General features: G+C 67.0%; 25 protein-coding genes and 1 riboswitch. Of the genes, 18 read left to right on the top strand and 7 right to left on the bottom strand.

Annotated features, from left to right (window positions below):
• Positions 1 to 206: 206 nt before the first annotated feature.
• The 3 genes from acs (at position 207) to IE100_RS02975 (ending at position 4,852) form a co-directional block, all read left to right on the top strand.
• Positions 207 to 2,168, top strand: coding sequence for an acetate--CoA ligase (gene acs / locus IE100_RS02985; RefSeq protein WP_189372648.1), 1,962 nt, complete (start codon positions 207 to 209; stop codon positions 2,166 to 2,168).
• 72 nt (positions 2,169 to 2,240) lie between these two features.
• Positions 2,241 to 4,142, top strand: coding sequence for a DUF294 nucleotidyltransferase-like domain-containing protein (locus tag IE100_RS02980; RefSeq protein WP_189372647.1), 1,902 nt, complete (start codon positions 2,241 to 2,243; stop codon positions 4,140 to 4,142).
• Complete coding sequence (locus tag IE100_RS02975) at positions 4,139 to 4,852, top strand: 3'-5' exonuclease (RefSeq protein WP_189372646.1); 714 nt, start codon at positions 4,139 to 4,141, stop codon at positions 4,850 to 4,852. Before IE100_RS02980 ends, IE100_RS02975 begins: the two co-directional genes overlap by 4 nt.
• Positions 4,853 to 4,856: 4 nt before the next feature.
• On the opposite strand, the gene IE100_RS02970 is transcribed toward IE100_RS02975, so the two are convergent.
• The 3 genes from IE100_RS02970 to apaG all read right to left on the bottom strand — a co-directional run bounded on the left by IE100_RS02970 (position 4,857) and on the right by apaG (position 7,920).
• Positions 4,857 to 5,615, bottom strand: coding sequence for a substrate-binding periplasmic protein (locus IE100_RS02970; protein ID WP_189372645.1), 759 nt, complete (start codon positions 5,613 to 5,615; stop codon positions 4,857 to 4,859).
• Positions 5,616 to 5,697: 82 nt separating this feature from the next.
• Positions 5,698 to 7,491: an ABCB family ABC transporter ATP-binding protein/permease gene (locus IE100_RS02965; protein ID WP_189372644.1), complete on the bottom strand. Its 1,794-nt coding sequence runs from the start codon at positions 7,489 to 7,491 to the stop codon at positions 5,698 to 5,700.
• A 51-nt stretch (positions 7,492 to 7,542) separates the two neighbouring features.
• Positions 7,543 to 7,920 carry a Co2+/Mg2+ efflux facilitator ApaG/CorD gene (apaG, locus tag IE100_RS02960; RefSeq protein ID WP_189372643.1) on the bottom strand — a complete coding sequence of 126 codons (378 nt, stop codon included), beginning with the start codon at positions 7,918 to 7,920 and terminating at the stop codon, positions 7,543 to 7,545.
• 141 nt (positions 7,921 to 8,061) lie between these two features.
• Here apaG and rpe point away from each other — a divergent pair, with 141 nt between their 5' ends.
• Complete coding sequence (rpe, locus tag IE100_RS02955) at positions 8,062 to 8,748, top strand: ribulose-phosphate 3-epimerase (protein WP_189372642.1); 687 nt, start codon at positions 8,062 to 8,064, stop codon at positions 8,746 to 8,748.
• Positions 8,745 to 9,473: an SDR family NAD(P)-dependent oxidoreductase gene (locus IE100_RS02950; RefSeq protein WP_189372641.1), complete on the top strand. Its 729-nt coding sequence runs from the start codon at positions 8,745 to 8,747 to the stop codon at positions 9,471 to 9,473. The genes rpe and IE100_RS02950 overlap by 4 nt, the downstream gene beginning before the upstream one ends.
• Positions 9,474 to 9,564: 91 nt before the next feature.
• Here the strand turns inward: IE100_RS02950 and IE100_RS02945 are convergent, their stop codons facing one another.
• Positions 9,565 to 10,767, bottom strand: coding sequence for a hypothetical protein (locus IE100_RS02945; protein ID WP_189372640.1), 1,203 nt, complete (start codon positions 10,765 to 10,767; stop codon positions 9,565 to 9,567).
• Between the two features lie 179 nt (positions 10,768 to 10,946).
• Between IE100_RS02945 and IE100_RS02940 the strand changes: the two genes are divergently transcribed.
• Complete coding sequence (locus IE100_RS02940; protein ID WP_189372639.1) at positions 10,947 to 11,642, top strand: phosphoglycolate phosphatase; 696 nt, start codon at positions 10,947 to 10,949, stop codon at positions 11,640 to 11,642.
• Positions 11,643 to 11,827: 185 nt separating this feature from the next.
• Positions 11,828 to 13,291, top strand: a complete 1,464-nt coding sequence (trpE, locus tag IE100_RS02935; protein ID WP_189372638.1) for an anthranilate synthase component I — start codon at positions 11,828 to 11,830, stop codon at positions 13,289 to 13,291.
• 58 nt (positions 13,292 to 13,349) lie between these two features.
• Here trpE and IE100_RS02930 read toward each other — a convergent pair whose 3' ends face one another.
• The 3 genes from IE100_RS02930 to IE100_RS02920 all read right to left on the bottom strand — a co-directional run bounded on the left by IE100_RS02930 (position 13,350) and on the right by IE100_RS02920 (position 16,014).
• A complete protein-coding gene (locus IE100_RS02930; protein ID WP_189372637.1) occupies positions 13,350 to 14,084 on the bottom strand; it encodes a substrate-binding periplasmic protein in 735 nt (244 codons plus the stop codon).
• Positions 14,085 to 14,203: 119 nt separating this feature from the next.
• Entirely contained in the window at positions 14,204 to 15,313 is a 1,110-nt protein-coding gene (locus tag IE100_RS02925) for a Card1-like endonuclease domain-containing protein (protein ID WP_189372636.1), read from the bottom strand.
• 122 nt (positions 15,314 to 15,435) lie between these two features.
• On the bottom strand, positions 15,436 to 16,014 hold the full coding sequence (locus IE100_RS02920; protein WP_189372635.1) for an RBBP9/YdeN family alpha/beta hydrolase: 579 nt from the start codon (positions 16,012 to 16,014) through the stop codon (positions 15,436 to 15,438).
• Between the two features lie 135 nt (positions 16,015 to 16,149).
• Positions 16,150 to 16,361: riboswitch (cobalamin riboswitch) on the top strand.
• A gap of 105 nt (positions 16,362 to 16,466) precedes the next feature.
• On the opposite strand from IE100_RS02920, the gene IE100_RS02915 reads away from it, so the two are divergent.
• The 11 genes from IE100_RS02915 to IE100_RS02865 all read left to right on the top strand — a co-directional run bounded on the left by IE100_RS02915 (position 16,467) and on the right by IE100_RS02865 (position 26,852).
• Positions 16,467 to 17,495 (top strand): FecCD family ABC transporter permease, encoded by a 1,029-nt coding sequence (locus tag IE100_RS02915; protein ID WP_189372634.1) that lies wholly within the window; start codon positions 16,467 to 16,469, stop codon positions 17,493 to 17,495.
• On the top strand, positions 17,495 to 18,244 hold the full coding sequence (locus IE100_RS02910) for an ABC transporter ATP-binding protein (RefSeq protein ID WP_189372633.1): 750 nt from the start codon (positions 17,495 to 17,497) through the stop codon (positions 18,242 to 18,244). The genes IE100_RS02915 and IE100_RS02910 overlap by 1 nt, the downstream gene beginning before the upstream one ends.
• A complete protein-coding gene (gene cobO / locus IE100_RS02905; RefSeq protein ID WP_189372632.1) occupies positions 18,241 to 18,858 on the top strand; it encodes a cob(I)yrinic acid a,c-diamide adenosyltransferase in 618 nt (205 codons plus the stop codon). The genes IE100_RS02910 and cobO overlap by 4 nt, the downstream gene beginning before the upstream one ends.
• 177 nt (positions 18,859 to 19,035) lie before the next feature.
• Positions 19,036 to 20,325, top strand: coding sequence for a cobyrinic acid a,c-diamide synthase CobB (locus IE100_RS02900; protein ID WP_189372631.1), 1,290 nt, complete (start codon positions 19,036 to 19,038; stop codon positions 20,323 to 20,325).
• A complete protein-coding gene (cbiB, locus tag IE100_RS02895) occupies positions 20,319 to 21,218 on the top strand; it encodes an adenosylcobinamide-phosphate synthase CbiB (RefSeq protein ID WP_189372630.1) in 900 nt (299 codons plus the stop codon). The genes IE100_RS02900 and cbiB overlap by 7 nt, the downstream gene beginning before the upstream one ends.
• Positions 21,215 to 22,228 carry a threonine-phosphate decarboxylase CobD gene (gene cobD / locus IE100_RS02890; RefSeq protein ID WP_189372629.1) on the top strand — a complete coding sequence of 338 codons (1,014 nt, stop codon included), beginning with the start codon at positions 21,215 to 21,217 and terminating at the stop codon, positions 22,226 to 22,228. Before cbiB ends, cobD begins: the two co-directional genes overlap by 4 nt.
• Positions 22,225 to 23,088: a cobalamin-binding protein gene (locus IE100_RS02885; protein ID WP_189372628.1), complete on the top strand. Its 864-nt coding sequence runs from the start codon at positions 22,225 to 22,227 to the stop codon at positions 23,086 to 23,088. The genes cobD and IE100_RS02885 overlap by 4 nt, the downstream gene beginning before the upstream one ends.
• Before the next feature lie 16 nt (positions 23,089 to 23,104).
• A complete protein-coding gene (locus tag IE100_RS02880; protein WP_189372627.1) occupies positions 23,105 to 23,938 on the top strand; it encodes an ABC transporter substrate-binding protein in 834 nt (277 codons plus the stop codon).
• Positions 23,935 to 25,431: a cobyric acid synthase gene (locus IE100_RS02875; RefSeq protein ID WP_189372626.1), complete on the top strand. Its 1,497-nt coding sequence runs from the start codon at positions 23,935 to 23,937 to the stop codon at positions 25,429 to 25,431. The genes IE100_RS02880 and IE100_RS02875 overlap by 4 nt, the downstream gene beginning before the upstream one ends.
• Before the next feature lie 100 nt (positions 25,432 to 25,531).
• Positions 25,532 to 25,792, top strand: a complete 261-nt coding sequence (locus IE100_RS02870) for a hypothetical protein (protein ID WP_189372625.1) — start codon at positions 25,532 to 25,534, stop codon at positions 25,790 to 25,792.
• Positions 25,793 to 25,937: 145 nt separating this feature from the next.
• Positions 25,938 to 26,852, top strand: coding sequence for a hypothetical protein (locus tag IE100_RS02865; RefSeq protein WP_189372624.1), 915 nt, complete (start codon positions 25,938 to 25,940; stop codon positions 26,850 to 26,852).
• The last annotated feature ends 1 nt before the right edge of the window (position 26,853 follow it).

Below are 26,853 nucleotides of genomic sequence, written 5' to 3'. Positions count from 1 at the left end.
GTGCAACATCGTTCGGGGTGATTTTTGCTATCAGAATTTGCGATTGGTCAGCCGCCGCCCGCTTTCGTACAGTCTGAAGCCATGACAAGCCCACACTGTTTTCAGGGCCATAACAAGTACGCCACAACAAGTACGACTGATCCGACGCGTCGAACAAACAGCCTCAACCGCTCGACCTCACTCTGCAAAGCAAAAGGAAACCAACGATGTCAGCTATCGAATCCGTGCTCAAAGAAACCCGCAGCTTCCCTCCTTCCGACGCTTTCCGCGCCAAGGCCACCCTGTCCGGCATGGAAGCCTACAACGCCCAAGCCGCACTTGCCGAAGCGGACTACGCCGGCTTCTGGGGCAATCTGGCACGCGAGCTGCTGACCTGGAGCAAGCCGTTCACCACCGTACTGGACGACAGCAATGCGCCGTTCTTCAAGTGGTTTGCCGATGGCGAGCTGAACGTTTCCTACAACTGCATCGACCGTCACCTGGCCACCAAGGCCAACAAGACCGCGATCATCTTCGAAGCCGATGACGGCAAGGTCGAAAACATCAGCTACCAGCAGCTGCACGAGCGCGTGTCGCGCTTCGCCAACGGCCTGAAATCCCTGGGCGTCACCAAGGGCGACCGCGTGGTGGTGTACATGCCGATGGTGGCGGACGCCGTGGTGGCGATGCAGGCCTGCGCCCGTATCGGCGCCATCCACTCGGTGGTGTTCGGCGGCTTCTCCGCCGGCGCCGTGCGCGATCGCATCCAGGATGCCGGTGCCAAGATTGTGATCACCGCCAACGAGAGCGTGCGCGGCGGCAAGCAGATCCCGCTGAAGGCCACCGTCGACGAGGCGCTGACGCTGGGCGGCTGCGAATCGGTAGAGAAAGTGGTGGTCCTGCAGCGCACCAACGGCCAGGTAGCCTGGGGCGAGCGCGATATCTGGTGGCACGAGCTGACCGCCAGCCAGTCCGCCGACTGCCCGCCGGTGACCATGAACGCGGAAGACCCGCTGTTCATCCTCTACACCTCCGGCTCCACCGGCAAACCGAAGGGCATCCAGCACAGCAGCGCCGGCTACCTGCTGGGCGCGCTGAACAGCTACCGCTGGACCTTCGACGCCCGGGACGACGACGTGTTCTGGTGCACCGCCGACGTGGGCTGGATCACCGGCCACAGCTATGTCGCCTACGGCCCGCTGGCCTTCGGCGCCACCCAGATCATCTTTGAAGGCGTGCCGACCTACCCGGATGCCTCGCGCTTCTGGCGCATGATCGAAACCCACAAGGTCAGCATTTTCTACACCGCACCGACCGCGATCCGCTCGCTGATCAAGCTGGGTGCCGACCTGCCGAAACAGTACGACCTGTCCAGCCTGCGCCTCTTGGGCACCGTGGGCGAGCCGATCAACCCCGAGGCATGGATGTGGTACCACGAAGTGGTCGGCGGCGGCCGTTGCCCTATCGTCGACACCTGGTGGCAGACCGAAACCGGCAGCCACATGATCGCGCCGATGCCGGGCGCGGTGGCCACCAAGCCGGGTTCGTGCACCCTGCCGCTGCCGGGCATCATCGCCGACATCGTCGATGAAGCCGGCGGCCCGGTGGAGGCCGGCAAGGGCGGTTTCCTGGTGATCAAGAAGCCGTTCCCGTCGCTGGTACGCACCATCTGGAACGACGCCGACCGCTTCAAGAAGACCTACTTCCCGGAAGAGTTCAACGGCCAGTACTACCTCGCCGGCGACTCCGCCAACCGCGACCAGGACGGCTACTTCTGGATCATGGGCCGCGTGGACGACGTGCTGAACGTGTCCGGCCATCGCTTGGGCACCATGGAGATCGAATCGGCACTGGTGGCCAACCCGCTGGTGGCGGAAGCCGCGGTGGTCGGCAAGCCGCACGAGGTGAAGGGCGAGGCGGTGGTGGCCTTCGTGGTGCTGAAGGGCGAGCGCCCGACCGGCGAGGACGCGAAGAAAGTCGCCGCCGAGCTGAAGGCCTGGGTCGCGCACGAGATCGGCAAGATCGCGCAGCCTGACGACATCCGCTTCGGCGAGAACCTGCCGAAGACCCGCTCCGGCAAGATCATGCGCCGCCTGCTGCGCTCGATCGCCAAGGGCGAGGAAATCACCCAGGACGTGTCGACGCTGGAAAACCCGCAGATTCTGCAACAGCTGCAAGAACCGCAGTAAGCCTCGCACGCTGTGCAGCCTCAGTCGCCCCGGCCCCGCCGGGGCGTTTTTTCGCCAGACGGGAACCGTCCCATGAGCCGTACCGCCAACGCGACACTGGTCAGCGCCACCGTTGAATTCCTGCGCAAGCACTCGCCGTTCGACCGCATGGAAGACGCGGCGCTGGCCTTCCTCGGCCAGCACGCCAAGCTCGCCTACTACCCGAAAGACAGCCTGATCCTGACCCCGGACATGGGGCCGCCGCCGCACTTCTTCGTGGTGCAGCGTGGCAAGGTGCTGTCGCGCGAGGACGGCGAGAGCGCCTCCGGCAACGTGATCATCAGCAGCGGCGAGTGTTTCCCTATCGGCGCCGCCAGCGGCCAGCGTGCCACCATCTGCACCTACAGCGCGGTGGACGACGTGTTCTGCTACCAGCTGGACAACCAGGACTTCCAGCAGCTGCTGCTGATCAGCCCGGTGTTCAACCGCTTCTGTGCCAGCCACATCTCCACCCTGCTCAGCCAGTCGCGCAAGCAGATGCAGGCGCAGTTTTCGCAACGCGCGCTGGAACAGCAGTCGATGGCGACCAAGCTGCACGAGCTGTGCAAGCGGCCGCCGGTCACCGCCCGTGCCGACGACCCGCTGGAGGCGGTGCTGACGCGGATGGGCGAGACCGGCGTCGGCTCCATCGTCATCGTCAACGAGGCCGGCATCGCGCAGGGCATCTTCACCCAGTCCGACGTGCTGAAACGGGTGGTGCTGCCGAAGCTGGCGCTGGACTGCCCGATCTCGCAGGTGATGTCGCGCAAGCCGCACACCTTGCCGCAGGACGCCACCGCCTACGACGCGGCACTGGCAATGGCGATGCACGGCATCCGCCACGTGCTGGCGGTCGACGACGACAATCTGGTACTGGGCGTGATCTCGGAGCGCGACCTGTTCGCCATGCAGCGCGTCGGCCTGCGCCAGCTGCGCTACGCGGTGGAAACCGCCGCCGACATCGACACCCTGCAACAGGTTGGCCGCGACCTGCGCCAGTTCACCATGAACATGCTGGGCCAGGGCGTCGGCGCCGAGCAGCTGACGCAATTCATCTCCGCGCTCAACGACGGCATCACCCGCCGCGTGATCGAGCTGAACCTGCAACGGCACGACCTGTACGGCGTCGACTGGGCGTGGCTGTCGTTCGGCTCCGAGGGGCGCGAGGAGCAGACCTTCAGCACCGATCAGGATAACGGCATCATCTACCTGTGCCCGGAGGCGATGGACAAGGACCAGCTGACCATGCGGCTGCTGGATTTTGCCCGCGACGTGAACGCCGATCTCGACCGCTGCGGCTTCCCGCTGTGCAAGGGCAACATCATGGCCGGCAACCCGGAGTGGTGCCTGACACTGGAAGAGTGGCAGGAGAAGTTCGCGCGCTGGATCCGCACCCCGGACCCGGTGGCGCTGCTCAACGCGTCGATCTTCTTCGATTTCCGCCCGCTGTACGGCAAGCGCTATCTCGCCAACCAGCTGCACAAGCGCCTGCTCGCGCTGAGCCAGGACAACAGCGTGTTCCAGCGCATGCTGGCCGCCAACGCGCTGGCGGTGGCGCCGCCGCTGGGCCTGCTGCGCGACTTCAGCACCGAGGAATACCACGGCCAGGGCGGCTACATCGACCTGAAGAAATCGGCGGCGCGACTGTTCGTCGACGCCGCGCGGGTGCTGGCGCTGGCCAAGGGCATCGCCGCCAGCAGCACCATCAAGCGGCTGGAGCGCGCGGCGAAACAGACCGGCTCGGCGCCGGAGGAAACCGCCGCCATCATCGACGCCTTCAACTTCATCCAGATGCTGCGCCTGCGCCACCAGCACCTGGAAGACGAGCACGGCCGCCCCGGCGACAACCTGATCCAGCCGGACAAGCTGAACCCGCTCGACCGCCGCATCCTGAAGGAGTCGTTCCGCCAGGCGCGCAAGCTGCAGCAGAAACTGAAGGTGATGTACCAACTATGAACTGGCTGAGCGGCTGGCTGGACCGTTTCCGCCCTGACGGCAAACCGCAGCTCAGCGACGAGCAGCTTGAGCGGCTGCGGCGCTGGCAGGCGCTGCCGGCGTACGACTGGCTGCAGGACAGCCGCAGCACGCGCTATCTGGTGGTCGATGTCGAGGCCAGCGGCCTGCGCATACGCCACGACCACCTGATCTCCATCGGCGCGGTGGCGCTGGATCGCGGCGTGATCAACCCCGCCGACGCCTTCGAGACCGTGCTGCGCCAGGACACGGTGTCCTCCACCGAGAACATCCTGATCCACGGCATCAGCGGCTCGGAGCAGCGCGAGGGGCTGGAGCCGGCGGAGGCGCTGCTGCGTTTTCTGGAGTACAGCGGCCACACGCCGCTGGTGGCCTACCACGCCTACTTCGACCAGGCGATGATCGCGCAGGCGATGCGCCGCTTTCTGGGCATCCGCTACCAGCCGAAGTGGCTGGACCTGGCGTGGCTGATGCCGGCGCTGTTTCCGGACCGCTACTGCAACACGGTGGCGCTGGACGAGTGGCTGGACACCTTCGGCATCGAGAACTTCCAGCGCCACAACGCGATCTCGGACTGCCTGGCGACGGCGCAACTGCTGCAGGTGGCGCTGCAACGGGCGGCGGAGCGCGGCATCGACACGCCGCAGGCGCTGGCCGCCAGCGAGAGCCGGCGCCGCCGCGACAGCTGGTAGCGATTCAGTATCCGCTTAGCCAGCGGCTTTCCAGCTGCCGCAGCCGGCCGCTCTTGCGCAGCTGTGCCATGCCCGTGTCGAAGCGGCTGACCAGGCGCTCGACATCCGGGTGCGCCCTGGAGAACGACACGTATACCGGCCCCGGCGCCAGCTTGCCCACCGGTTTCACCCAGCCGTGCAGATCCGGATTCTGCCGCAGCATGTGGTTGACGGTGCCCTCCCACGCCACCACGTAGGGGATGCGCCCCGCCTTCAGCTTGCGGAAGGCGTTGACCTCGCGGGTGGAGTACTCCTTGCGGATCGCGGTATTGGCGTCGAACTCCTTGCCGTAGCCGTAGCTGAGCACCACGCCGACTTCCTGCCCTTCCAGTGCTTTCATGTCCAGATCGCGCTCCGGGCGGTTGCTGCGGCTGTAGATGCTGATCTGGCCTTCCAGCAGCGGCAGCTGCGGGTAGCGGTAGTAAGGCTCGTAGAAGTCGTTGCGCGAGGTGGTGAAGCAGCCGGCGTAGCGGGCGGTGCGCGCCACTTCCATGCAGCGGCTGTAGGACAGCGGCTGGAAGCGCACCACCACACCCGGCTGCTGGTAGATGGCGCGCATGATGTCGACGGTCAGGCCGGCGGCCTGGCCGTCGCGGACGCCGGAATAGGGGTACCAGTCGTCCTCGCTGGCGAACAGCAGTTCGACCGGTGGCGAACCCTTGGCCACGGCCAGGGCGGGCATCCCGGCCAACAAGATGCACAGCGCCACTCGCAATCGAATCATGGCAATGACCTTCTTATTTTTAAGTTTCTATTCAAAGACACTATACAACACATCCCCACCACGGTGACGCCAATCGGCGTGCTCAGCCCTCCACCAGCTCGCTTTCCTGCTGTAGCCGCCACATCTCCGCGTAACGGCCGCCCGCCGCCAGCAGCTGGCGGTGATGACCGCGCTCGATGATGCGACCACCCTCCATCACGATGATGGTGTCGGCATCGGCGATGGTGGACAGCCGGTGCGCGATGATCAGCGTGGTGCGGTTGGCCGCAATGTCGAACAGCTCGGTCTGGATCGCCTTCTCGGTGCGCGAATCCAGCGCGCTGGTGGCCTCGTCGAAGATCAGCACCGGCGGGTTTTTCAGGATGGTGCGCGCGATCGCCACCCGCTGCTTCTCGCCGCCGGACAGCTTCAGGCCGCGCTCGCCGACGGTGGTGTCGTAGCCGTCCGGCAGGCTCATCACGAAGTCGTGGATGTGCGCCGATTTCGCCGCCTCGATCACCTCCTCACGGCTGGCGCCGGGGCGGCCATAGGCGATGTTGTAGTAGATGCTGTCGTTGAACAGCACCGTGTCCTGCGGCACGATGCCGATGTGCGCGCGCAGGCTGTCCTGCGTCAGCTCGCGGATGTCGGTGCCGTTGAAGCGGATCGTGCCGCTGCCGACATCGTAGAAGCGGAACAGCAGCCGCGACAGCGTCGACTTGCCGGCGCCGCTGGCGCCGACCACCGCCACGGTGTGGCCGGCGGGGATGTCGAAGCTGACGTCGTGCAGGATCTGGCGCTTGGCGTCGTAGCCGAAGCCGATGTTGTCGAAGCGGATCGCCACCTGCTTTGCGGCCAACGTTTGCGCCGTGGGATGGTCGTCGACCTCGGCGTCGACGTTCAGCAGCGTGAACATGCGCTCCATGTCGGCCAGCGAGTGCTTGATCTCGCGGTAGACGAAGCCGAGGAAGTGCAGCGGCGCCCACAGCTGGGTGATGAAGGTGGCCACCAGCACCACGTCGCCGACGGTCATCTCGCGGCTGACCACGCCGCGCGCCGCCAGCCACATGATCAGCGTCACGCCGGTGGCGATGATCACGCCCTGCCCGGCGTTGAGCATGGACAGCGACACCTGGTTCTTGATCGCGGAGCGCTCCCACGACGCCAGGTTGCCGTCGTAGCGCTCGGTCTCGTAGCGCTCGTTGCCGAAGTACTTCACCGTCTCGTAGTTGATCAGCGCGTCCACCGCCTTGCTGTTGGCGCGCGAGTCGAGATCGTTCATGGTGCGGCGGAACACGGTGCGCCACTCGGTGATGACCAGCGTGAAGGCGATGTAGATGGCGATGGTGGACAGCGTCACCACCGCGAACCACACGTCGTAACGGTACAGCAGGATGCCCAGCACCAGCGCGATCTCCACCAGCGTCGGCAGGATGTTGAACACGGTGAAGTTCAGCAGGAAGCCGATGCCCTTGGTGCCGCGCTCGATGTCGCGGCTCATGCCGCCGGTCTGGCGCTCCAGGTGGAAGCGCAGCGACAGCCGGAACAGGTGCGCGAACACCGAGCGCGCCACCGAGCGCACCGCGCCCTGGATCACCCGCGCAAAGATCGCGTCGCGCAATTCGCCCAGCACGCTGGACACCAGCCGCGCGAAGCCGTAGCCGACCAGGGCCAGCACCGGCACCGCCAGCACCGTGGCCGGGATCGACAGCTGGTCGACGATGTCCTTCAGGAACAGCGGCGTGATCACGCCGGCGACCTTGGCCAGGACCAGGCAGGACAGCGCGAACAGCACCCGCCACTTGAAGCTCCACAGATAGGGCAGCAGGGTTTTCAGTGTTTTCAGGTCATCCCGGTCGGTCGGGGGCGGGGTCTGGCTATGGGCGGCTGGTCGCATTCGGCTGCTCTTGATCGGGTACAGGGAGTCGGGTACGGGGATGAGGGGGGCTCAGTGCAGGGTGCGCGGCGCGATCAGGTGGAACTCCGCAATCGGCGCCTCGAAGCGCGTGCCGTCGTCGGCCTGCATCTGGTAACTGCCCTGCATGCTGCCGTACGGGGTGCGCAGCGTGGCGCCGCTGGTGTAGCTGTAGCTCTCGCCCGGCTGCAGGTGCGGATGCTCGCCGACCACGCCCATGCCGCGCACTTCCTGCACGTCGTTGTTGGCGTCGGTGATGATCCAGTGCCGCGACAGCAGCTTGGCCGGGTGGCGCCCGGTATTGCGCAGCGTGATGCGGTAGGCAAACACGTACTGGCCGGCGTCGGCGTTCGAGTATTGCTGCTGGTAGAAGGCTTCGGCCTCGACCGTGATCTGGTAGTCGTCGTTCATGGGTGGCGGTTCCGGCATGGTGCAGGGCAACATGCCCGGCAGCAGAGGCCGATTGTAGCGCCGATCCGGCGCACGCGTCGCCGTCCGGCGGGGCAATGTCGTACAATGGCGGGCATTTCCAGCCCCGCCCCGTATAAAGCCATGAGCCAATTCCGTATTGCCCCGTCCCTGCTGTCCGCCGATTTCGCCCGCCTGGGCGAGGAAGTCCGCAACGTGATCGCCGCCGGCGCCGACATCATCCACTTCGACGTGATGGACAACCACTACGTGCCGAACCTGACCATCGGCCCGCTGGTGTGCGAGGCGATCCGTCCGCACACCACCGCCCCGATCGACGTGCACCTGATGGTGACCCCGGTCGACGCGCTGGCCGCCAGCTTCGCCAAGGCCGGCGCCGACATCATCACCTTCCATCCGGAAGCCTCGCACCACATCGACCGCACCCTGGGCCTGATCAAGGACGCCGGCTGCAAGGCCGGTCTGGTGCTGAACCCGGCTACCTCGCTGTCCCACCTCGACCACGTGATGGACAAGCTGGACATGATCCTGCTGATGTCGGTCAACCCGGGCTTCGGCGGCCAGAAGTTCATTCCGCAGACGCTGGACAAGGTGCGCGCGGTGCGCCAGCGCATCGACGAGTACACCGCCAAGCATGGCGGCGAGATCTGGCTGGAGGTGGACGGCGGCGTGAAGGTCGACAACATCGCCGAGATCGCCGCCGCCGGCGCCGACACCTTTGTCGCCGGCAGCGCCATCTACGGCCAGCCGGACTACAAGGCGGTGATCGACGCGATGCGCGCCGAACTGGCCAAGGTTGGCCGCAAGTGAACGGCTACGTCGTCACCGGCGCCTCGCGCGGGCTGGGCGCGGCGCTCACCGCGCAGCTGTTGCGTGACGGGGGCCGCGTGGTCGCCGTCGCGCGCGACTGCGGCGCGCTGCCGGCACACCCGCAGCTGATCACGCTGGACGCCGACCTGACCGACAGCAGCCTGCCGCCGCTAGTCATGGAACGCGCGCTGGCGGCGCTGGGCGACTGCGACAGCCTGACGCTGATCAACAACGCCGGCACGGTGCAGCCGATCGCGCAGGTCGGCGCCTATCCGCCCGGTGCGGCGGAGACGGCCATCGCGCTGAACCTGACCGCGCCGCTACTGCTGTGCGACGCCTTTGTCGCGCACAGCGCCGGCCACGGCGGCGTCCGTCGCGTGCTGAACATATCCTCCGGCGCCGCGGCCAACCCCTACCGCGGCTGGAGCGTGTACTGCGCCACCAAGGCCGGCGTCGACCACTTCACCCGCACCCTGGCCGCCGAGCAGCAAGGCGCCGCCCGGCCGCTGCTGGCGGTGTCGCTGTATCCCGGCGTGATCGATACCGGCATGCAGGGCGAGATCCGCGCCGCCGATCCGGCACAGTTTCCCGGCAAGCCGCGCTTCGACGCGCTGAAGGCCGACGGCCAGCTGACTTCGCCCGCCGACGCCGCGGCGGCGATTGTCGCCTACCTGCACGGCGCGGCGTTTGGCAGCGTGCCGGTGCTGGACATCCGCCAGCTGTAAGCGCTGCCTGGCCGTCATGGCCGCCCAAGGTTGGCCGCAATGCAAAACAGCCCGTCACGATGTGACGGGCTGTTTTGCTGTTGCCGCCTTCTTACTGGGCGCGGGCGACCGGTTTCGGCTTACGCTTCGCCACCGGCTTGGCTTGCTTGGCCTGTTTGGCCTGTTTGGCGGCCTTCGCCGGCTTCTTGGCCACCGGTGCCTCGGCGGCTTCCTCTGCCGCTTGAGCCGCCCACTCGGCCTCGTCCACCGGCTCCGCGGCAAGCGCGTCCTCTACCTCTTCTTCCTCGGCTTCATCGGCCGGGCGCTTGCCGCCCAGCCACGACGGCGGCTGCAACTCGGTGAAGCTGACCACATTGTTTGCCGTCGGCTGCATGCTGAACACCGGCTGCTCATGGTTGCTCAGGCGCACCGTGGACGCCACCGTTACCGCCAGCTCCTTCTCCTTCGGCACCGAGAACTCGCGCAGCTCGCTGACGCCCAGCAGCTTGCCGCTGCGGCTGACCAGCAGGTCGGTCTGCGAGCTGGTCTGCAGCTCTTCCTGCGACGCGTCCAGCAGCGGGCCGACGGCGGTGGCGAACTCCTCCACCTCCTTCTGGTGCTCGCCAGCGTGACGACGCGCCAGCTGCAGCAGTTCCTGCACCGCCTGCTTGCTCATCTTCGCCTCGGCCAGCGGGTCCAGCGTCAGGCGGATGCGATAGCTGGCGCCGGCCTTGCGCGCCGCCTCGTCCAGCGGCTGGAAGGTGTAGGCCTTGCTGTCGACGGCGGCGTAGATGTTCTTCGCCACCTGCGGCAATTCCGCCAGCACCGCGTCTAGCGGCAGCTTCTTCACCTTGTCCTGCGGCGCCTGGAACATCACGTACTTGCCCTTGTGCTCGCCGCGCAGCGCCGGGATCGCCAGATCCAGCACCGAGGCGTCCACCCACAGCGTCAGCGTGTTCAGCTCGGCCAGCATCGGCAGGCGCAGCCAGGTCTCGGCGTTCGGCCGGCTGAAGCGGAAGGTCGGCGTCATCTCGACACGGCTCTTGTCCATGTCCACCGCACCGCGCAGCTCCAGGCTGAACGATTTCGCCACCTCGCCGATCACGTCGCCCTCCACCACGCTTTCCACCTTGCCCGGCAGGCGGATGGCCTTGACGCGCACCTCGCCGTCGAAGTTGTAGCGCGCCAGCCGCGCGTTCTGCTCGATGGTGTGGATCGCCGCCGCGTCGGCGGTCTTGTTGGCCAGTGGCGACGCGCAGCCGCCCAGCAGCAGGCCGGATAGCGTCACGGCAACAGCCAGTGCACGAGGTTTCATGATGTCCTTTCGATGGAAGCCGCCGGCCACGCCGGCACGACAAAACCGCCCATGCTACTGATTTGTCATTTCCACGGCAAGCAAGCCATGGCGGTGGCAGGCGCGGCTTCCGGTATAATCGGCCTCCATCTTCAACCCGTGGCGCCCGCCGTCACGACACCGTCCGCCCACGCCGAATCATGAATCTGACACATATCAAGGCCATCGCCTTCGACCTCGACGGCACCCTGGTCGACTCCATCGCCGACCTCGCCGCCAGCGCCAACGCCATGCGCGCCGAACTGGGCCTTGCCCCGCTGGCCGCCGAACGCATCCAGTCCCACGTCGGCGACGGCGTCGCCAGCCTGGTGCACCGCGCGCTGACCGACGACCGCGACGGCCAAGCCGACGCGGCGCTGTGGGAAAAAGGCTTTACCTTCTTCATCCAGCACTACCACCGCCACCTGACCGTGCACACCCGCATGTACCCCGGCGTCGCCGAGGGCCTCAAGCTGCTGCACGGCTTCGGCCTGCCGCTGGTGGTGGTCACCAACAAGTCCGAACGGCTGGCGGTGCCGCTGCTGGCGCAGCTGGGCATCGACAGCGCCTTCAGCCTGATCCTCGGCGGCGACAGCCTGCCCGAGAAAAAACCGTCGCCGCTGCCGCTGCAGCATGTCGCCGAGGTGCTGGGCATCACGCCGCAGGAGATCGTGATGGTCGGCGATTCCGAGAACGACGTGCTGTGCGCCCGTGCCGCCGGCAGCGCCGCCGTGGCCGTCAGCTACGGTTACCGCGATGCGGCCAACCTGCACGCCGACCTGGTGATCGACAGCCTGGTCGAGCTGTACGCGCTGGTGAAAAAATCCGCCGAAGTGCCGCAAAACCTGCGCGTATAAGCGCGGCCAAGCCTGCTGCCTCTGTACGGCGCAGGCGTTTTTGCGCAAGAATAGCCGTTCCGTTTACCCATCCACACTTGATAAAGCCTGCATCATGAGATTCCAGCCCGATCGTGCCAGTTGGCGATGGCGACGCTAGACGCCGCCCCGCCCCGCTCCTTTTGACCTGACACCCTGGAACGACCATGACACCGCAACAATTCGCCGAACTGGCCAGCGCAGGCTACAACCGCATCCCCGTCACCCTCGAACTGTTCGCCGACCTCGACACCCCGCTGTCGGTGTACCTGAAGCTGGCCAACCAGCCCTACTCCTACCTGCTGGAATCGGTGGTCGGCGGCGAACGCTCCGGCCGCTACTCCTTCATCGGCCTGCCGGCCACCACCCGGTTGCGGGTGCAGGGCATGAGCGTGCAGGTGGAGTACGGCGACAAGGTGATCGAGCGCCACGAAGGCGACCCGCTCGCCTTCATCGAGGCCTTCAGCCAGCGCTTCCACACCCCGCCGATCGCCGGACTGCCGCGCTTCACCGGCGGCCTGGTCGGCTACTTCGGCTACGACACCGTACGCTACGTCGAGAAAAGGTTGGCCGCCACGCAAAAGCCGGACCCGGTCGGCACCCCCGACATCCTGCTGATGCTGTCGGAAGAGCTGGCGGTGGTCGACAACCTGTCCGGCAAGCTGTACCTGGTGGTGTACGCCGATCCGGCGGTGCCGAACGCGCTGCAGAAGGCCAACGCCCGCCTCGGCCAGTTGCGCGCCAAGCTGCGCGAGCCGGTAGCCATCCCGCTGTCGCTGCCGTCGGTCGCCACCGAGGCGGTGTCGGAATACGGCGAGGAAGCGTTCAAGCAGGCGGTCAGCGACGCCAAGAACTACATCCTCGACGGCGACATCATGCAGGTGGTGCTGGCGCAGCGGCTGAGCATGCCGTTCGCCGAATCGCCGCTGGCGCTATACCGCGCGCTGCGCAGCCTGAACCCGTCGCCGTACATGTTCTTCTACCACTTCGACGATTTCCACGTCGTCGGCGCCTCGCCGGAAATCCTGGTGCGCCGCGAGAACGACACCGTCACCGTGCGTCCGATCGCCGGCACCCGCCCGCGCGGCAAGACGCGCGAGGAGGACCTGGCGCTGGCGGAAGACCTGCTGGCCGACCCGAAGGAAATCGCCGAGCACGTGATGCTGATGGACCTCGGCCGCAACGACGTCGGCCGCGTCGCCGACACCGGCAGCGTGGCGATCACCGAGAACATGATCATCGAGCGCTACTCGCACGTGATGCACATCGTGTCCAGCGTCGAGGGCAAGGTGCAGCCCGATGTCTCCAACATCGACATCCTGAAGGCCACCTTCCCCGCCGGCACCCTGTCCGGCGCACCGAAGGTGCGGGCGATGGAGATCATCGACGAGTTCGAGCCGACCAAGCGCGGCGTGTACGGCGGCGCCGTCGGCTACCTCGGCTTTACCGGCGACATGGACCTGGCGATCGCGATCCGCACCGCGGTGATCAAGAACGAGGTGCTGTACGTGCAGTCCGGCGCCGGCGTGGTCGCCGACTCGGTGCCGGAATCGGAATGGCTGGAAACGCAGAACAAGGCGCGCGCGGTGATCCGGGCCGCGGAGCTGGTGCAGCACGGCCTCGACGCCTGAGCCTTACCCGCTAAAAACATTGCGGCCAACCTTGTCACAAGGTTGGCCGCAATGCATTTCAGGGCTGGTGTTGCGGCATGTCCGGCCAGCGGGCGTAGCGTTGCTCGATGCCGCGCCAGTTGCCGTCGCGCTGCAGCTGGTGCATCGCCTGCCGCAGCTGCTTCACCACGCCGGCATCCAGCTTGCGGTTGCAGGCGAGGTACAGCTCGACGCGATTGAAGGCCAGCACCGGCGCGATGCGCGTGTCCAGCTGCCGCTGCAGCAGCAAGCCGTTGGCGGTGAAGCGGTCGCTGGCCCACAGGTCGATGCGCCGCTGCAGCAGCTTGTCGATGTTGTCGCGGTCCTGCGGCGCGGCATCGACCTTCATATTGCGCTGGCGCAGGTAGCTGTCGCGCACGTCGCTGTAATAGGTGCCGATGCGCAGGTGGCGCACGTCGTCGAGGCTGCGAAACGGGATGAAGCGGCCACGCAGCGCGTACAGCGTCCACTCGCTGTGCGTCAGCGGCCCGATCCACTGGAACGACGCCTCGCGCTCCGGCGTGCGCGTGACCGAGAACAGGCAGGACTCCGGCGTCGCCAGCACCGTGTTGTAGGCGCGCTGCCACGGATAGGCGCGCAGCCGGTACGGCAGATTGGCCTGGCGCAGCATCGCGATCACCTTGTCGGCGACAAAACCGCTGACGTGCTGCTCGCGCTCGATCTGGTACGGCGGGAAGTGTTCGGTGGCAATCAGCAGGCTGTCGGCGCTGGCAAGGTTGGCCGCGGCCAGCAGCAGCATCAGGATCAGGCGCATGGCAACCGTCCGGGAAAATGGAATCGGCGGCAAAGATAGCAGAAAGTCTGTCGCAAAAAATTCTTTTTAGAGCAAATACGCTGACATATTCCGGCGCTGTGGCGCCGCCGCCACCGCGCTCAGCTCATCAGCCACTCGCGCAGGTACTCGCGCGCCTGGCGCAGTTGCGGCCCGGCCAGCAGCGTGATGCGCTGCGATTCGGCGCGACCGACCTCGCTCTCGGTCGGCACGTACAGGCTGGCCAGCATCGCCTTGGCGTGCAGGCCACCGAGGCCGGCGACGCTGTTGAGCTTGAACAGGTTCTCCAGGCCCACGCCGCGCTGCTGGAAGCTGGTGGGCGCGGCGGTCTTGCACTCGATCAGGTACAGGTGGTTGTTGCACAGGATCGCCACGTCGTACTCGTTCTCGACATTGTGATGGCTGATCTTGACGCCGACGGCGGCGTCGCTGACCGGCAGGATCTGCGCCAGCTCGGCCACCTGCGACAGCAGCCACACCTCCAGCCAGCCGCCGGCAAGAAAGAAGCGCGCCCGCGCATCGAGACAGCGCATGTGGCCGCTGTCGCGGAACTCCACCATGCCGCTGGCCAGCAGCCAGTCGTACAGCACGTGCTCGCCGCTGGACAGCGGGTGCTGGCTGAACTGCTCTTCGTCCAGGTCGTTGCACAGCCTGTTGAGCAGCGACAACGACTTCGGCCGCAGCGCCGCGTGTTCGGCCAGATCGCGCGCCAGCTGCTCGTGGCGCGGGCTGCGCCGCTCCAGCCGGTAGTGGATGGTAAGGATGCGGCTGCCATAGAGCGCGAAGTACGCCTCCAGCGACAGCCCTTCGGCGATCTCGGTGCCGCTGTGCAGGCGGCTGCTCTCGCCGCCGAGCAGCCAGATCAGGCGGTCGTTGTCGTGCTCGATCGCCATCAGCGGCAGCCGGTATTCGCGCGCCAGATCGTAGGCCAGCGCCGCCTGCACCGGCGACGCGGCGCTGATGTTGAAGCAGACCCCGCCCTGCACCAGCTCCTGCAGCCGCTGCCGCAGCGCCAGCGGCTGGCTGTCCGCCGGCAGCGTCTCCACCGCCGCGTTCAGGTGCAGCTTGTGGCAGACGCCGAGGATGTCGAAGGCAAGATCAAGGTGGCTGCGGTGACACAGCAGCGTCACCCGGTCGATGTCGAAACGCGGGTCCAGCGCCGGGGTAATGATGTCGCTGACGACATGGTCAACAAAGGCGAGCAGGTGCATGACGCGCTCCAGCGGGACAGGGCATGTCTGAATTCTATGCCCAAGCCCGCCGCAAATGCCACGCCGATTGCCGCGCCGCGCGCCTCAGTACAAGTGCTTGCCCGGCAAGGTTGGCCGCCGGCTCAGGCGCAGCGCGACGCCTGCCGCTGCTGGCGGATATCGGCCACCAGCGCGACCAGCTGGGCGAAGCCGTCCTGCCAGCGGGTGTGGCCGGAGGCGACATTGACATGACCGGCGCCGCGCAGCCAGTGCAGCGGGCTTTGCCACAGCGCCGCCATCCGCGCCGAGCGCAGCGGCAGGCTGAACGGGTCGCTGTCGCTGGCCACCACCCGCGCCGGGAACGGCAGCGCCCGCTCCGGCAGCGGTGCGAACGGCTGCAACGCGACCGGGGCGCCGGCGCGCTCGACGTCGGCCGGCGCCACCAGCAGCGCACCGGCCAGCCGGTTGCCGTAGCGCGCCGCGTAGTGCGCCACCGTGGCGCAGCCGAGGCTGTGCGCGATCACGATCACCGGCTGCGTGGCGGCGGCCACCGCCGCGTCCAGCGCCGCCAGCCAGTCGTCCAGCTGCGGCGTCTGCCAGTCGTGGTTGGCCACCCGCGTGGCGGCCAACGTTTGCTGCCAGTGGCTCTGCCAGTGCTCGGGGCCGGAGTTGTTCCAGCCCGGCTGGATGATGTAGTCGAAGCCGGAAAAATCGTGCGCCATGCTGCTGCCCCCAAGGTGTGGAAAGATTCTGCCGTCACCTTAACCGCGCCTTTATATTTCCAAAAATAATCAATTATTGTTTTGTTATTCTTTTTGAAAATATAAAAGCCGGCGGCGTACGGATGCCGATCTGCTAAAATCGCCGACTGCCTTGGTGCTTCGCCGGCGCACGCCGGCAAGTTAAACGGGAAACAGGTGAGACCTGTGCTGCCCCCGCAACGGTGCGTTTCTATGGTCCAGCGGTCCCGCCGCCACGACCGCCCTGCCCATCGCCACTGTGAGTCATCACGGGAAGGCGGGCAGACGGCGAAACCAGCCCGGATACCGGCCACGGCGAACGCGCGCACCGCCCGGCGGTGCGTCCCGACACATGCTGCGGAGGGCGGCATCCGGTCAGATGGCTGATCCGTGCGCCTGACGCCTGCCCCTTCCGCGATACCGATATCGCGCCCATGTCCCACAGCCTGACGCTGGACCGCCCGCTGCGCGGTGCCCTGCGCTTACCCACCCTGCCCCTGTTGACGCTGCTGACCCTGCTCAGCGGCGGCAGCCTGCTGCTGGCCTGCAGCAGCGGCTCCATCGCGCTGGGCGCCGGCGAGCTGTGGCTGGCCGCCAGCGGCCACGGCAGCACGCTTGCCGACACCCTGCTTAGCCTGCGCCTGGAGAGGGCGCTGACCGCCTGGGTCACCGGCGGCTCGCTGGCACTGGCCGGCGTGCTGATGCAGTCACTGCTGCGCAATCCGCTGGCCGATCCTTACGTGATGGGCGTGTCCGGCGGCGCTTCGGTCGGCGCGCTGCTGGCGCTGTGGCTGGGGCTGGCGCTGTGGCAGGTGGACAGCGCCGCGGTCGCCGGCGCGCTGACGCTGTCGGCGCTGCTGTTCCTGCTGGCGCGCCGCGATTTCGCACGCAGCAGCGGCACGGTGCTGCTGCTGCTCACCGGCGTGCTGCTGTCCGCCGCCTGCGGCGCACTGATCTCGCTGCTGCTCACCATCGCGCCGGACGCGCAATTGCGCGGCATGGTGTTCTGGCTGGTCGGCGACATCGCCGGCACGCCGCTGCGGCCGTGGCCGTGGCTGGTGCTGCTGCCGGCCGCGCTCTTGGCGTGGTGGCAGGCGCCGGCGATCAACCTGCTGGCGCTGCACGGCGACCACGCGCTGACGCTGGGCGTGCCGGTGGCCATGCTGCGCCGCCTGCTGCTGGTGCTGGCCGCGCTGCTCACCGCCAGCGCCGTCAGCCAGGGCGGCAGCATCGGCTTCGTCGGCCTGATGGTGCCGCACGCCTGCCGCCTGCTGTGCGGCCCGGACCTGCGCCGGCTGATCCCCGCCGCCGTGCTCAGCGGCGCCGCGTTGCTGGTGCTGGCCGACACCCTAGCGCGCACCATCGTCGCGCCGATGCAGCTGCCGGTCGGCGTGCTGACTGCGCTCCTGGGCGTGCCGGTGCTGTTCTGGCAGCTGCAACGCACCCGCCGGAGGCTAGCCTGATGCTGCACTGTGACCAGCTCACCCTACGCCAGGGCCGCCGCACGCTGCTGCAGCCACTGGATTGGAAAGTTCGCGCCGGCGAATGCTGGTGGATCGCCGGCCGCAACGGCTGCGGCAAGAGCACGCTGCTGGCCACGCTGGCGGCGCTGCGCCACGCCGATGGCGGCCATATCCGCCTGTGCGGCCAACCCTTGCCGCAGCTGACGCCGCGCCAGCGCGCGCAACGCCTCGCACTGCTGCCGCAGGCCAGCCACGACGCCTTCGACTACGCGGTGCAAGATGCCGTCGCCGCCGCGCGTTTCGCCTGGTCGGACAGCGGCGACACCCCGCAGCGCGTCGCCGCCGCGCTGGACGCCTTCGACCTTGGCCGTCTGGCGACGCGGCCGCTGCAGGCCTTGTCCGGCGGCGAGCGCCAGCGCGTGGCGCTGGCCAGCGTGATGGCGCAGGACGCGCCGCTGATCCTGCTCGACGAGCCGTCCAATTCGCTCGACCTCGCCCATCAGGCCGCGCTGCAGCAGCAGATCGGCCGCTGGCGTGCCCAGGGCAAGGCGGTGCTGCTGGTCAGCCACGACCTGCAGCTGGCCCCGGCCTGCGCCAGCCACGCGCTGCTGCTCGACGAGCACGGCGCGCACCGCCAGTACCCGCTGGCCGAACTCGGCGCCGAACACCTTGCCGCCGTGCTCGGCTACCCGCTAACCCGTCTCCACCACGCAGGCCACCCCTGCTTCTTACCCGGACACCCATCATGAGCCACACCGAAGACAACGGCCGCACCGAGCGCCACAACGCGCGCATGGCGCGCAAGAAAGAAATCATGGATGCCAAGATCGCCGCCGCCAGCCAAAACCGCGGCGTGTTCATCGTCAACTGCGGCAATGGCAAGGGCAAAAGCTCCAGCGGCTTCGGCATGGTGATGCGCGGCCTCGGCCACGAGATGCAGGTCGGCGTGGTGCAGTTCATCAAGGGCGCGATGTCCACCGGCGAAGAGCGCTTCCTGCGCCGCTTCCCCGACGAGGTGCAGTTCCACGCCATGGGCGAGGGCTACACCTGGAACACGCAGAACCGCGAGCGCGACGTCGCCCGCGCCGGCGAAGCGTGGGAAAAAGCGCGCCAGATGCTGCAGGATCCGGCCATCGGCCTCGTGCTGCTGGACGAGCTGAACATCGCGCTGAAGTACAAGTACCTCGACGTGGATCAGGTACTGGCCGACATCGCCGCCCGCCCGCCACAGCAGCACGTGATCGTCACCGGCCGCGGCGCACCGCAAGCCGTCATCGACGCCGCCGACACCGTCACCGAGATGACGCTGGTGAAGCACGCCTTCGCCGCCGGCATCGCCGCGCAGCCGGGCGTGGAGTGGTAAACCCGATTTTTTAGCCACAGAATCCACGGAAAACACGGAAATAAAGACGGACCACCACAAGCAAGTCCGTCCCGAAGCGCAGTGTGGATTGCATCGGTTCTGTCTGTGTCTTTCCGTGGGTTCTGTGGCAAAAAGGTTTTCGCGGCACAAAAAAACAACCCCATCCAGAAAGCAACCATGAGCTGCAAAGCCCTTCTCCTCTCCGCCATCGCCTCCGGCCAGGGCAAGACCACCGTCACCGCCGCCCTCGCCCGCAAGCTCGCGCGCGATGGCCAGCGGGTGCGGGTATTCAAGACCGGCCCCGACTTCATCGACCCGCTGCTGCTGGCCGCCGCCAGCGGCAGCAATGTGGACGTGCTGGACCTGTGGATGTGCACCGAGGCGCAGTGCCACGCGCTGCTGGCCGAGGCGGCGCGGGAGTGCGACTACCTGCTGATCGAGGGCGTGATGGGGCTGTACGACGGCATGCCGTCCAGCGCCGACCTGGCCCGCCACTTCGGGGTGCCGGTGCTGGCGGTGCTGGACTGCTCGGCGATGGTCGGCACCGCGCTGGCCATCGCCCGCGGCCTGCGCGACCACGGCCGGCTGCCGTGGGCGGGGATGCTGGCCAACCGCGTCGCCAGCCCCGGCCACGCCGACATGATCCGCGCCTGCGGCACGCCGGAACTGCCGGTGGTCGGCCACCTGCCGCGGCAGGCCGAGTCGCTGCCGGAGCGCCACCTCGGCCTGCACCTGCCGTCCGAGCTGCCGGATCTAGCCGCGCGGCTGGACGCGCTGGCCGACGCGCTGCAACTGGACGACGCGGTGCTGGCCGCGCTGCCCGTGTTTACGCCGCCGGCGATGCCCTTGCCGCCACTCGCCCCGCTACTGGCCGGCAAAACCATCGCCATCGCCCGCGACGCGGCGTTTGCCTTCCTCTATGCGGCCAACCTGCGCACGCTGACCGGCATGGGTGCGACGCTCGCCTTCTTCTCGCCGCTGGCCGACGAGGCCATTCCGGCCGATGCCGATGCGCTGTGGCTGCCCGGCGGCTATCCGGAACTGCACGCGGCGACGCTGGCGGGCAACCGCCGCTGGCAACACAGCGTGCAGGCCTTCGCGGCCAGCGGCAAACCGCTGTGGGCGGAGTGCGGCGGCATGATGGCGCTGACGGAAAGCCTCACCGACACCGACGGCCAAAGCCACGCGATGGCCGGCGTGCTGCCCGGCAGCGTGCGCATGGGCAAGAAACTGGCGGCGCTGGGCAGCCAGGGGTGGCCCACTGCCGCCGGCGAACTGCGCGGCCACACCTTCCACTACTCCAGCTTCGACACGCCGTTGGCACCGCTGGCCCACTGCCAGCGCAAGGACGGCCGGGCCGGCGGCGAGGCGGTGTACCGCCACGGCAGCGTGCAGGCGTCGTACTTCCACGCCTACTTCGCCAGCAATCCGGCCGCCGCCGCTGCGCTGTTCCTGCCGCCATGCTGAGCGTTGCCGCGCTGATGGCAGCCGCGCTGCTGCTCGATCGCCTGCTGGGCGAGCCGCGCCGCTACCACCCGCTGGTCGGCTTCGGTAATGCGGCCAAGCTGCTGGAAAAAACACTCAACGTTGGCCGCAAGCGCCTGCTGCGCGGCGCGCTGGCCTGGGCGCTGCTGGTGCTGCCGCTGCCGCTGGCCCTGTGCTGGCTGCTGGCGCAACTGCCGGTGCCGGCGGCCGCCGCCCTCAGCGTGGCGGTGCTGTACTTCACCCTCGGCCGGCAAAGCCTGCTGGAACATACCCGCCCCATCGGCGCGGCGCTGCTGGCCGGCGACCTGCCGCAGGCGCGCGCGCTGGCCAGCCGCATCGTCAGCCGTGACCTGCGCCACGCCGACGAGGCCGCCGTCACCCGCGCCGCCGCCGAATCGCTGCTGGAAAACGGCCACGACGCGGTGTTCGGCGCGCTGTTCTGGTTTGCCATCGGCGGCGCCCCGGCCACACTGGCATTCCGCCTCGCCAACACCCTGGACGCGATGTGGGGCTACCGCAACCCGCGTTTCGAACGCTTCGGCAAGGTCGCCGCCCGCGCCGACGACGTGCTCGGTTTCGTGCCGGCACGGCTGACCGCGCTGGCCTACGCGCTGGCCGGCCACACCCGCCTCGCACTGCGCTGCTGGCGCACGCAGGCACCGCAGTGGGACAGCCCCAACGCCGGCCCGGTGATGGCCGCCGGTGCCGGCGCGCTGGCGATCCGGCTGGGCGGCGCCGCCAGCTACCACGGCCGGCTGGAAGAGCGACCAACACTGGGCGATGGCGCCACGCCCGCCGCCGCCGACATCGCCCGCGCCGCGCGCCTGCTGGACCGGGCGCTGCTGCTGTGGCTGCTACTGGCCATTCCCCTATGAACACGCTCAAACCCGTGCACGGCGGCAACCTGCACGCCGCCATCGCCACCTACGGCGGCGAGCCGGCCGGCTGGATCGACCTGTCCGCCGCGCTCAACCCGCGGCCCTACCCGGTGCCAGCCGTGCCGAGCGCGCTGTGGCACACGCTGCCGCAGCCGGACGCTGCCTTCCTCGCCGCCGCCTGCACCTATTACGGCGCGGCCAACCTTTTACCCGTCGCCGGCAGCCAGGCGGCGATCCAGGCGCTGCCGCGGCTGCGGCCGCCCGGCAGCGTCGCCGTCGCCCACCCCAGTTACGGTGAACACGGCTGGCGCTGGGCGCGGCACGGCCACGCCGTCAGCCGCCATGCTCACGCCGACCTCGGCGCGCAGGCCGGCCACGTCGACGTGCTGATCCTGTGCAATCCGGACAACCCGTCCGGCCACGCCTACCCGGCGGCCAGCGTGCTGCGGTGGGCGCAGCAACAGGCCGCGCGCGGCGGCTGGCTGCTGGTGGACGAGGCGTTTGCCGATGTCTGCCCCGAGCTGTCGGTCACCGCCCACGCCGGCCAGCTGCCCGGCCTGATCGTGCTGCGCTCGCCGGGCAAGTTCTTCGGTCTCGCCGGCCTGCGCCTGGGCTTTGTCGCCGCCGAGGCCGCCATCCTGCAGCGGCTGGATGAGGAGCTGGGGCCGTGGACCATTCCCGGCGCGGTGCAGCATCTCGCCACCGCCGCGCTGCGCGACTCGCCCTGGCAGCAGCAGGCACGCGCCAATCTCGCCGCGCGCCGCGCCAGGTTGGCCGCACTGCTGGCAGCCAACGCGCTGCCGCACGCCGGCTGCGACCTGTTCGCCGGCGGCGAGTACGCGCCCGCCGCCGCGTTGCAGCGGCATCTGGCGACGCAACACATCTGGTGCCGGCTGTTTACCGAGCCGCAGCCGCGCTTCCGCCTCGGCCTGCCGGCCGAAGAACCCCACTGGCAACGGCTGGCCGCCGCGCTGGCCGGTTTCCGCGACAAGGACACTACTGCATGAAACGACTCCTCCCGCTGCTGGCCTGTCTGCCGGCACTGGCCGCACCGGTCAGCGTCATCGACGATCAGGGCAGCCGCGTCACTCTGCCGGCACCGGCGCAGCGCGTGATCAGTCTGGCGCCACACGTCACCGAGCTGGCCTTTGCCGCCGGCGGCGGCGCGAGCCTGATCGCCGTCGATGAAAACAGCGACTACCCGGCGGCGGCCAAGGCGCTGCCCAAGGCCGGCAGCTTCCGCGCCATCGACCTGGAGCGCATCGTCGCCGCCAAGCCGGACCTGCTCTTGGTCTGGCTGCACGGCCCGTCGGCGCGGCAGCTGGAGCCGCTGCGCCAGCTCGGCATCCCGCTGTTCTACAGCCAGCCGAAGCGCTTTGCCGACATCCCGTCCAACCTGCGCCGCATCGGCCAGCTGCTGGGCAGCAGCGCGCAGGCGGAACAGGCGGCGCGCCGCTTCGAGCAGGATCTGGCCGCGCTGCGCCGGCAGCAGCAGGGCAAGCCCAAACTCAGCGTGTTCTACCAGGTGTGGGACAAGCCGCTATACACCCTCAACGGCCAGCACATCGTCAGCGACGCCATCGCGCTGTGCGGCGGCAACAACGTCTTCGCCAGCCTGCCGGTCACCGCGCCGGTGGTCACCGACGAGGCGGTGATCGCCGCCAACCCGCAGGTGATCCTGTCCGCCGCCATGCGCCAGAACGACGACCTGCTCAGGCGCTGGCAACGCATGCCCGGCATCGCCGCGGTGCAAAACCGCCAGCTGCACCAGGTCAACGGCGACCTGCTCAACCGTCCGACCCCGCGCATGATCGAGGGCACGCGCCAGCTGTGCGCCAAGCTCGACCTCGCCCGCCGCCACCCCTAACCGCCCCGAGTCCGCCATGAGCCACTACCAACGCATTGCCTGCCTGTGCACCGAAGCCGTCGAAACGCTGTACCTGCTCGGCGCCGAACACCTGATCGCCGGCATCTCCGGCTTTACCGTCTACCCGCCCGAGGCGCGCCAGCACAAGCCCAAGATCAGTGGCTTTTCCAGCGGCAAGCTGGAGAAGATCCTCGCCGTCGAGCCCGACCTGGTGGTGGCCTACTCCAGCCTGCAGAGCGACATCGTCAAGGACGTCGCCGACGCCGGCGTCGACGTGCAGCACTTCAACCACCGCGACCTCGCCGGCGTGCTGCGCATGGTGCGGGTGCTGGGCAGCCTGACCGGCAAGGAGCGCGAGGCCGCAACGTTGGCCGCGAGCCTGCAGGCCGCCATCGACACCGCCGCCGCCGAGAGCGCGGCCAACGACGCCGCCGGCCTGCCGCGGCCGCTGGTGTACTTCGAGGAGTGGCCGGACCCGATCATCACCGGCATCGGCTGGGTCGGCGAGCTGATCGAGCTGGCCGGCGGCCGCGACGCCTACGCCGAGCACGCGCCGTTCGTGCGCGCCAAGGAGCGCATCGTCGCCGACCCGCTGACCGTCGCCGCTCGCGCGCCGGACCTGATCGTCGGCAGCTGGTGCGGCAAACGCTTCCGCCCGGAAACGCTGCTGGAGCGTGACGGCTGGCAGCAGGTGCCGGCGGTGCGCAACTTCGCACGCGGCCACGTCATCGAGATCAAGTCCGCCGACATCCTCGCCCCCGGCCCGACCCTGCTCACCCGCGGCCTGCCGCAACTGCAGGCGCTGATCCGGCAGTGGCACGCCGACCGCGCCGCCGGAGCGCTGGCATGAGCGACCCGCACTGGCCCTACCCCACGCTGATGGTGCAGGGCTGCACCTCCGACGCCGGCAAGAGCACCGTCGTTGCCGCGCTGTGCCGGCTGCTGGCCGACCGCGGCCTGCGCGTCGCCCCGTTCAAGCCGCAGAACATGGCGCTCAACAGCGCCGTCACCGTCGACGGCGGCGAGATCGGCCGCGCCCAGGCGCTGCAGGCCGTCGCCGCGCGCGTGGCGCCGCACAGCGACATGAACCCGGTGCTGCTCAAGCCCAGCTCCGACACCGGCGCGCAGGTCATCATCCACGGCCAGGTGCGCGCCGACATGAACGCGCGCGACTACCACCACTACAAGACCACCGCGATGCAGGCGGTGCTGAAGTCCTACGGCCGTCTGTGCCAGCAGTACGACGCGGTGATGGTGGAAGGCGCCGGCAGCCCGGCCGAGATCAACCTGCGCGAGCGCGACATCGCCAACATGGGCTTTGCCGAGGCGGTGGACTGCCCGGTGATCCTCGTCGCCGACATCGACCGCGGCGGCGTGTTCGCCCACCTCACCGGCACGCTGGATTGCCTGAGCCAGTCCGAGCGCGACCGCGTGATCGGCTTCGTCATCAACCGCTTCCGCGGCGACATCAGCCTGCTGCAAGGCGGCCTCGGCTGGCTGGAAGCCAAGACCGGCAAACCGGTGCTGGCGGTGCTGCCCTACCTGCACGGCCTGATGCTGGACGCCGAAGACGCGGTACAGACGCAGCAGCAACAAGGCGACTTCAACATCGTGGTGCCGGTGCTGCCGCGCATCAGCAACCATACCGACTTCGACGCGCTGCGCGCCCACCCCGGCGTCAACCTGCATTTCGTCGGCCCCGACGCGCCGAAGCCGCCGGCCGACCTCGTGATCCTGCCCGGCAGCAAGAACACCCGCGCCGACATGGCCTTTTTGCAGGCGCAAGGTTGGCCGCAATACCTGCAGCGCCACCTGCGCTACGGCGGCAAGCTGCTCGGCATCTGCGGCGGCTACCAGATGCTAGGCCAGGCCATCCACGACCCGCTGGGGGTCGAAGGCCAAGCCGGCAGCAGCACGGGCCTCGGCTATCTCGCCGTCGACACCCTGCTTGCCGCCGCCAAGACCCTCACCCGCCGCGAAGGCCGCTTCGTCAACGCCGACGCGGCGGTGAGCGGCTACGAAATCCACATGGGCGTCAGCCACGGCGCGGATTGTGAGCGGCCGGTGTTCGTGCTCGACGACGGCAGCGTCGACGGCGCCGTCAGCCCCGACGGCCAGATCATGGGCAGCTACCTGCACGGGCTGTTCGACCACCCTGATGCATGTCAAACGCTATTGCATTGGGCTGGCATGGACAATGCCACGGGGGTAGACTTGGCGGCGCTGCGCGAAACCAGCATTGCAAGGCTGGCAGAGGCGAGTGAGGAGCTGGTGCGGAAGTTGACAGAGGTGAATACCCGTCTGAATATGTCTTTGCTAGCAGATGACGCACCAAACTCCTGAAAATAAACGAGAATATCCATGACAATGTGTGGATATACTCATCCACAAATCAGATATACACACCGCTGGTGTGTATATCACACGTTAGATGAGACCAAGCATGGAAAATGATGTGACATTAAGTAAAGAAGCAATTGTCCGCCTTATAAAAGACAGGGTCTCTAACTATCCAGACATAGACAAGCTTTTAAGCGAAGGAAAGCTTAAGTACAAATCTGGCTGGTATGAGGTCAGCGACAAAGCAACTTTTGATGCAGTTTCCCCATATGTGACTTCCTTAAAGAGTTCTAAATCTGGAAAGGCACAAGTGAAACTCTCAAAGCCAACAAAGAAAATGCGTGAATTTGCTGCGCGTCATTGATGCTCTTATCCGTTTCCGCTCCAGCGTAGTTCTAACATTTCATTCGACCGGACGCGCTGACGCGCACCAGTTAATTCACACGTTAGGCTTTTCCCAAACACGCGCCTTTTCTAAGGCGTTCACCTCGCTTCAGAGACCTGTTTGAATGGATGAAATATTTTCTAAGAAACACTACCGAAGAACCTTCTTCTGGATCGTGTCTCTCCTGCTCGTTTTGGCTCTAGTAATTCGATTTTTTGTACTGCCGCACTTTTCTCCCGATCAAGCACTAACGGGATCTGCGCTCTTGGGTTCTTTGCTCGACAACTTTGTCGTGTCTCTTTTTCTTGCAGTCTTTCTTGGAGGCTTTGTTTTCTGGTTAACGCCCGCCATTGTCAAGCGATCAGAAATCGAAGTCATCGCTCCAAAGCAAATCAACCCTCTATTAAAAAGCGTAGCAACTGATACACGTGTTTGGATCTACAAAGGCACATGCGGCCGCTACACCCGCGCGACAACCCTTCCCAAGCTAGCTGACGCCGCTCGAATACAAGGCATTGGGCGGGACATCTCGATTTGTATACTCAACCCCAAAAACGAGGCGCTTTGCGCGGCTTATGCCACCTATCGGAGGAGCCTAAAGTCTGCCAACTCTGGTACGCCATGGAGTCGCCAAGTCGTGCAAGAAGAAATCGTTGCAACGGCGGTAGCGGCGCTAAAGTTTCAGTTTTCTGAACCACTTCTTCGTATTCGAGTCTTCTTTGTCGATCACTTTTCCGCATTTCGCCTAGACATATCGGATCAATGCGTAATCGTCACAAAGGAAGACAAAGAAGCATCTGCGCTGCGCGCAGATGCAGGAACATATTTTTACGATTCCTACAAGGACGATGTGAGACTTACGGAGCGTCAGTCTAAAGAGATGACATGCTGCGGAAAGTTAGAGTTTGGAGAGTCTGTAGATGAAGCTAAGCTGCGAGAAGCAATCAAATGCGCAGAGATATTTGAAGAAAACAAGCTTGAAGACTTGAATGTCACCAGACTTTTATCCCTCATCAATACTCCCAGCGATCCGTACTAAC

Source organism: Vogesella alkaliphila, assembly GCF_014652475.1.
GTDB classification, from domain to species: Bacteria; Pseudomonadota; Gammaproteobacteria; order Burkholderiales; family Chromobacteriaceae; genus Vogesella; species Vogesella alkaliphila.
Note: the sequence above shows the minus strand (reverse complement) of the source record. Positions and strands in the feature narration are given on the sequence as shown.